General features: G+C 45.7%; 1 protein-coding gene and 4 pseudogenes. 4 read left to right on the forward strand and 1 reads right to left on the reverse strand.

Annotation, left to right across the window (positions count from 1 at the left end; all coding sequences use genetic code 11):
- Nucleotides 1-165: 165 nt before the first annotated feature.
- The 4 pseudogenes from DXA05_RS25365 (at nucleotide 166) to DXA05_RS25380 (ending at nucleotide 6823) form a co-directional block, all read left to right on the forward strand.
- Nucleotides 166-1718, forward strand: a pseudogene (locus DXA05_RS25365) (sulfatase-like hydrolase/transferase).
- 47 nt (nucleotides 1719-1765) lie between these two features.
- Nucleotides 1766-2952 (forward strand): annotated as a pseudogene (locus DXA05_RS25370) (family 43 glycosylhydrolase).
- A pseudogene (locus DXA05_RS25375) lies at nucleotides 2949-4615 on the forward strand (arylsulfatase). The pseudogenes DXA05_RS25370 and DXA05_RS25375 overlap by 4 nt, the downstream one beginning before the upstream one ends.
- A gap of 5 nt (nucleotides 4616-4620) precedes the next feature.
- Nucleotides 4621-6823, forward strand: a pseudogene (locus tag DXA05_RS25380) (sugar-binding domain-containing protein).
- A gap of 169 nt (nucleotides 6824-6992) precedes the next feature.
- On the opposite strand, the gene DXA05_RS25385 reads toward DXA05_RS25380, so the two are convergent.
- On the reverse strand, nucleotides 6993-7436 hold the full coding sequence (locus DXA05_RS25385; protein WP_128859764.1) for a VOC family protein: 444 nt from the start codon (nucleotides 7434-7436) through the stop codon (nucleotides 6993-6995).
- Nucleotides 7437-7671: the final 235 nt, after the last annotated feature.

A 7671-nucleotide genomic window follows, 5' to 3' on the forward strand; every position in this document is an offset into this window, starting at 1 on the left:
CAATTATGCCCTTTCAGGGCGCAAATTCAGATTGTCGTTTTTACGTAGGGCGTTGCCCTACGCTATATAATTAAGCCCTTTCAGGGCACTCCGCAAAATTATCATTTACTATTCCGAGATATAAGTCATGACAGTTTTTTAATCGTCAAATAGCAAATTAATAAAATGAAAGCAATCTTTTGTATCACAGGGCTTGCCATACAAGGTTTGACAATATCAGCCAGGCGCAAACCGGCAAACCGAATATTGTGGTTATTATGACCGATCAGCAGCGTGCCGATTTGTGCGGCAGGGAAGGTTTTCCGCTGGAAGTGACTCCCTTTGTCGACCGGTTGGCGCAAGAGAATGTATGGTTCAATAAGGCATACACTGTGATGCCAGCCAGCTCTCCGGCACGTTGTTCCATGTTCACCGGGCGTTTTCCTTCCGCCACTCACGTACGCACGAATCATAATATTCCTGACATTTCCTATCAACAGGACTTAGTGGGCGTATTGAAAGAAAACGGATATAAAACAGCATTGGTCGGCAAGAATCACGCTTACCTGAAACCTGCCGACCTTGATTTCTGGTCTGAATACGGACACTGGGGAAAGCACAAAAAGACGACTCCCGCAGAGAAGGAGACTGCCCGTTTCCTGAATCAGCAAGCCAGGGGGCAATGGTTGGAGCCATCTCCCATCTCGCTGGAAGAACAGCATCCCACCAAAATCGTGAACGAAGCACTGGCATGGATTAAGCAGCAGAAAGAAAATCCTTTCTTCGTATGGGTTTCTTTTCCGGAACCTCACAACCCTTATCAGGTATGTGAACCCTATTACTCCATGTTCTCCCCCGATAAGCTTCCCGTCTTAAAGACCTCCCGCAAAGATTTGGCAAAGAAAGGAGAGAAATACCGTATTTTGGCGCAACTGGAAGACGCGTCCTGCCCGAACCTGGAACAAGACTTGCCTCGAATCCGTGCCAACTATATCGGAATGATCCGGTTGATAGACGATCAGATCAAGAGACTGATCGAATCATTGAAAGCCAGCGGACAATATGAAAACACCCTCTTTGTCGTACTTTCCGACCACGGTGACTACTGGGGGGAATACGGATTGATTCGTAAAGGAGCCGGACTTTCCGAAAGCCTCGCACGTATCCCGATGGTATGGGCAGGATATCACATTAAGAACCAGCCTGCCCCTATGGATAGCCACGTATCGATAGCCGACCTTTTCCCCACCTTCTGCTCTGCCATCGGTGCCGAAATACCGGCAGGAGTTCAGGGCCGTAGCTTGTGGCCGATGCTGACCGGAAAAGCTTACCCTAAAGAAGAATTCTCTAGCATGGTCGTACAACAAGGCTTCGGAGGAGCTGATGTTGGACTGGATGCCTCCTTGACTTTTGAACAGGAAGGAGCATTGACTTCCGGCAAAATAGCCCACTTCGACGAACTGAACACCTGGACGCAAAGCGGTACCTCACGCATGATAAGAAAGGATGACTGGAAACTGGTCATGAATCATTATGGTAACGGAGAACTTTATAATTTAAAGAAAGATCCTTCGGAAATTCATAATCTGTTTGGCGAGAAGAAATACAGCGAAATTCAAACAGAACTTCTGACCCGTTTACTGGCATGGGAGTTGCGTTTGCAGGACCCGTTGCCTCTCCCGCAAAGACGTTACCATTTTAAACAGAATCCATTTAATTATCTCCACCCGGAACACTAAAAAATAAGAAGATTGTACATACCTACGGATATTAAAAACATGATTCCATGAAGTCTGCCCCGCAACGGCCTATTTTTGTATCCGTAAACATAAAACAGAAATTTATGAAATTGATTTTGCGATTAGGATTGATCTTGTTTACAGGATTTATTTCCATCTCTACAGCATCAGCACAGTTATATGGAACGGCAGATACAAACGCTCCGGAACTACGTGTTCCGACATCTGTAAAGCCGGCATTTGATTATTGGATGAGGGACACTTGGGCTACGCTGGGTCCCGACGGTTATTATTATATCACAGGAACCACCTCTACCCCCGACCGTTACTTTCCGGGACAGAGGCATTGCTGGGACTGGAACGACGGTTTGTACTTGTGGCGTTCCAAAGATATGAAGTCCTGGGAAGCCAGAGGACAAATATGGTCGATGGAAAAAGACGGAACCTGGCAAAAGAAGCCGAAAGTATATAAAGCAGGAGAGAAATATCAGAAGAAATCCATCAACGGTGATCCGATGGACAACCGCTTCCATGCAGTGTGGGCTCCGGAAATGCATTATATCAAAAGCGCGAAGAACTGGTTTATCGTTGCCTGCATGAATGAGTCGGCAGGTGGGAGAGGTTCTTTCATTTTGCGGAGCAAGACCGGAAAACCGGAAGGACCGTACGAGAATATCGAAGGTAATAAAGACAAAGCCATCTTCCCGAATATCGACGGAAGTTTGTTCGAAGATACGGACGGCACTGTCTACTTTGTCGGGCACAACCATTATATCGCCCGTATGAAACCGGATATGAGCGGATTTGCCGAGGAACTGAAAACATTGAAAGAGAAAAAATATAATCCGGAACCGTATATTGAAGGAGCGTTTATCTTCAAATACGATAACAAATATCACCTTGTACAGGCTATATGGTCGCACCGTACGTCGGAGGGAGATACCTATATCGAGAAAAAGGGAGTAACCTCGCCGAAGACACGTTATAGTTACGACTGCATCATCTCGACAGCCGATAATGTGTATGGTCCCTATAGCGAACGCTACAATGCCATCACGGGAGGAGGACACAACAACCTTTTCCAGGATAAGGATGGAACTGGTGGGCTACCATGTTCTTCAATCCGCGTGGGGCACAGGCGGCGGAATATAAAGTGACGTGCCGTCCCGGATTAATTCCGATGATCTATGAGAATGGTAAATTCAAACCCAACTTTAATTATAATACCAAATGAAAACTTCTTTATTGATAGCAGGCAGCCTGGCTCTGGTCCCGATGACGTATGCGCAGGACAAACCGAATATTATTATCATACTGGCAGACGATTTGGCTTCTCCGATCTTGGCTGTTTCGGTGGTGAGATTCATACACCGGTGTTGGATAAACTGGCAAAGAATGGCGTCCGTATGACGCAGATGTATAACAGTGCACGCAGTTGCCCGTCGCGTGCCAACCTGTTGACGGGGCTTTATCCGCATCAGACGGGATTGGGACACATGGACGGCAGTCATCCTGCTTGGCCGAAAGGATATTCCGGTTTCCGTTCCAATTCGGATAACGTCACGATTGCAGAAGTCCTGAAAGATGCCGGATATTTTACGGCGATGTCAGGAAAGTGGCATTTGGGGAATAAGTCGAATCCTATTCTTCGTGGGTTTCAAGAGTATTACGGTTTGTTGGGCGGATTCAACTCTTTCTGGAATCCGGCGGTATATACCCGTTTGCCGAAAGACCGTACGCCCAGACACTATGAGGAAGGAACTTTCTACGCTACCAATGTGATAACGGATTATGCGATTGACTTTATCGACCAGGCACATCAGGAGAAGAAACCGTTGTTCCTGTATCTGGCCTATAACGCTCCCCATTTCCCTTTGCACGCACCGAAAGAAGTGACCGATAAATATATGTCTCTCTATATGCAGGGATGGGACAAGATTCGTGACGCCCGCTGGAAACGGATTGTGGACCTGAAACTTATGCAGGGAAAGCCGGCACTTAGTCCGCGTGGTGTAGTTCCCGAAAGTCTGTTTGAAGATGAAACGCATCCGCTACCGGCATGGGACTCATTGACGAAAGATCAGCAGACCGACCTCGCACGCCGTATGTCCATTTTTGCCGCTATGGTAGATGTGATGGACGCGAACATCGGCCGGGTAGTAGATGAATTGAAGAAGAACGGTGAGTTAGACAATACGTTTATCATGTTTATGTCCGATAACGGAGCTTGTGCCGAATGGCACGAATTCGGTTTCGACAAACAGACCGGAGTCGAATACCATACCCATACCGGAGAAGAACTCGACCAAATGGGTTTGCCCGGAACCTATCATCATTACGGTACAGGCTGGGCAAATGTCTGCTGCACACCGTTCACGCTGTATAAACATTATGCTCACGAAGGAGGTATCTCAACCCCATGTATCATTTCCTGGGGGAATCAGGTGAAGAACAAAGGCGGACTGGATCATCAGCCTGCACAATTCTCCGATATCATGTCTACCTGTGTGGAACTGGCAGGAGCCACTTATCCGAAAGAATATCAGGGAAGAGCGATTCTGCCTACGGCAGGTAAATCCATCCTCCCGATTGTGAAAGGGAAGAAGATGCCCGAAAGGTATATTTATGCAGAGCATGAAGGCAACCGCATGGTGCGTAAAGGCGACTGGAAGCTGGTTTCGGCCAATTTTAAGGGAGATGAATGGGAATTGTACAACATCAAGGAAGACCGTACCGAGCAGCACAACCTGATCGGCAAATATCCTGAAATGGCAAAAGAATTGGAAACAGCCTATTTCGAATGGGCGGACAAGAGCGATGTCTTGTATTTCCAGAAAATGTGGAATACCTACAATAAGAATCGACGGAAAGATTTTAAAGAATATAAAACCCGCTAATGCTTATGGATAAGAGAATCTTACTAACTCTGGCTTTAGGAGCCATGTCGCAGGTGTTTACCCATGCATGGGAGCCTAAAGGAGATAAAATTAAAACAGTATGGGCTGAACAGGTGATGCCGGAAAATGTGTGGCAAAGTTATCCCAGACCACAGTTGCAACGGGCAGAATGGATCAATCTGAACGGATTGTGGAAGTATGCCGTAACGGATCAGAACACGCCCCGGAAGAATGTTTCCTTTGAAGGGGAAATTCTGGTCCCGTTTGCGATTGAATCATCTCTGTCCGGAGTGCAGAAAACATTTCTTCCTACGGATAGATTATGGTATCAACGTGAGTTCACTTTAGATCCTTCCTGGAAGAATAAGTCTACTATCCTGCATTTCGGAGCAGTGGATTATGAATGTCAAGTATGGGTGAATAACCGGTTGGTCGGTACGCATAAAGGAGGAAACAACCCGTTCTCGTTCGATATTACTAAATATCTGAAGAAGAGTGTCCTCAAAGCATTGAAGTAGCCGTCACCGACCCGACGGACACGGAATCTATTTCCCGAGGGAAACAACAACTTAATCAGGAAGGTATCTGGTACACGCCTGTATCGGGCATTTGGCAAACTGTGTGGCTGGAAGCGGTGAATAAAACCTATATCCGTCAGGTACTTCCTTCCACTGATATTGAAAGAAAATCCGTGAAGCTGGCTTTCGATATAGCCGGAGCCAAAGGCAATGAAGAAGTGAAAATAGAAGTGTTGGATGATGGCAAAGTAATCAAGACGGTGGAACAGAAGTTGACTAATGCGATGGAGATAGACGTTCCGAACGCTGTCTTATGGTCTCCCGAATCTCCGAAACTGTATCATTTGAATATTGTCTTATCCAATGGAGGACGTGTTTTAGACCGGGTAAAGAGTTACTTTGCCTTGAGAAAAGTAGATGCCCGTAAAGATGAATGTGGATACAACCGTATTTGCCTGAATAACCAACCCATCTTCCAATACGGTCCGCTGGATCAAGGCTGGTGGCCCGACGGATTGTTGACTCCTCCTTCCGAGGAAGCGATGCTGTGGGACATGGTGCAGTTGAAGAAGATGGGATTCAATATGATCCGTAAACATATCAAAGTAGAACCGGAGCAATATTATTATTACGCCGATTCTCTGGGATTGATGATGTGGCAAGACATGGTTTCCGGTTTTGCTACGTCAAGGAAGAAGGAGGAACACGTCAATCCGTTGGCTACTACTGATTGGAACGCTCCCGAAGAACACACCCGCCAATGGCAAAAAGAAATGTTCGAGATGATCGACCGTCTCCGTTTCTATCCCTGTATCACTACCTGGGTGGTTTTCAATGAAGGATGGGGACAGCACAACACGGTGGAAATCGTAAATAAAGTGATAAAATACGACGATACACGCCTGATAAACGGAGTGACCGGCTGGACGGACAGAGGCGTAGGCGATATGTACGACGTACATAATTATCCTGTCACTTCCATGATTCTGCCGGAGAACAACGGCAACCGCATTTCCGTACTGGGAGAATTCGGCGGCTATGGCTGGGCGATCAAGGAACATATCTGGAATCCGAATATGAGGAACTGGGGGTATAAGAATATAGACGGAGCAATGGCTCTGATTGATAGTTACGGCCGTCTGGTATATGATTTGGAAACGCTGATTGCCCAAGGATTGAGTGCGGCAGTCTATACACAAACCACTGATGTGGAAGGAGAAGTGAACGGCCTGATTACTTACGACCGGAAAGTAACTAAATACCGGAAGGCTTGTTGCACCTGATGCACAACCGTTTGTATGAAATCACCCCTGCGAAAGCTGTTACTTTGATTGCAGACGGTCAGAATGGAAGCAAGAATACCCGCCTTGTCAGTCTGAACGGTCAGGAGCTGAAAATGACTTCTTTGCCTTTCGACTGTCCCCCTCGTTCTACGGTAGTATCAGAAGCTACTTTTAAGGTGGATAAGGATTTCAATCATCTGTCTTTATGGCTGAATGTTGCCGGAGAAGCCAAAGTTTGGCTGAATGGTGTAGAAGTCTTTGCGCAGGAGGCAAAGCAGACCAGGCAATATAATCAATATAATATCAGCGATTACAGCCGTTACTTGCGGAAAGGAAGTAATCTGTTGAAAATCGAAGTGAAAGATAGCAAGAAGATGAGATTCGATTATGGGTTGAGGGCTTATTAATCAGATTCATATTCTACTTTGTGAGTTTCTTGTTATAAAGTTGAAAGGCAAGTGAATATCTGCAATATCAAGTTAATGTATGAGCCCCATAGCGATGTCACTATAGGGCTCATTAACTATCATTTTTCCGGCTCACTCGTATGGGCACATTTCTTTATAACAAACTTTCTTATTGAAATTTCTTATCTTCTTCGAGGAGCTCCTGGCTACATTGCTCCGGTGCTAGAGGGGTAAAGAGTTCTATCAGGTTTTCTTCGGGATCGCGCAGGTATAGGGTACGCATCCCCCAATCGGGCATATCCGCAGGTTCGGTGATAAACGTCACGCCTTTTGCTTTTAGATCGGCAAAAGTTTCGTCGAGGTTATCTACACTGAATGAAACCATTAATTTCTCACGCATCGCAACGGGCTGTTGCTTATCTGCATTGCCTACCGCAGGTGCCATCCAGTCGGATACAAAAAGGGTGAAGCCTTCTATCCCGTCAGCTACTTTAAAATTGGCATATCCGCTATTTTCATCTCCCCAGGATGGCTCTAATCCGAGTTGTTCGGTGTAGAACTTGAAGCATTTGGCGAAGTCTTTCACTAATAATCTTACGTTGCTGAATCTCATGGTTTACTGATTAATAGTTTGTAATTTGTTTCTTATATCAAAATGCAAATATAATCATTCTATTGGATAGCGTTTCAAAAAACTGTATTTACCTCATTAGTGCATAGAAACGAGTTAAACGGTGCGCTAATGAATGGGTCCAGGGTGAGGGGTGGTGAGGGTAGATTTATAACCTTTTATTTTATTATTTTCTATACTATCTCCTTTTTTATCCTCAAAAAAAATACGAAAGTTA

This window comes from Bacteroides sp. AM54-2NS, assembly GCF_003602935.1.
GTDB lineage: Bacteria > Bacteroidota > Bacteroidia > Bacteroidales > Bacteroidaceae > Bacteroides > Bacteroides xylanisolvens.

Bases quoted from the DNA above. Each gene is read 5' to 3' on its own strand.
- DXA05_RS25385 (WP_128859764.1), bottom strand. From the start codon at position 7,436: ATGAGATTCAGCAACGTAAGATTATTAGTGAAAGACTTCGCCAAATGC.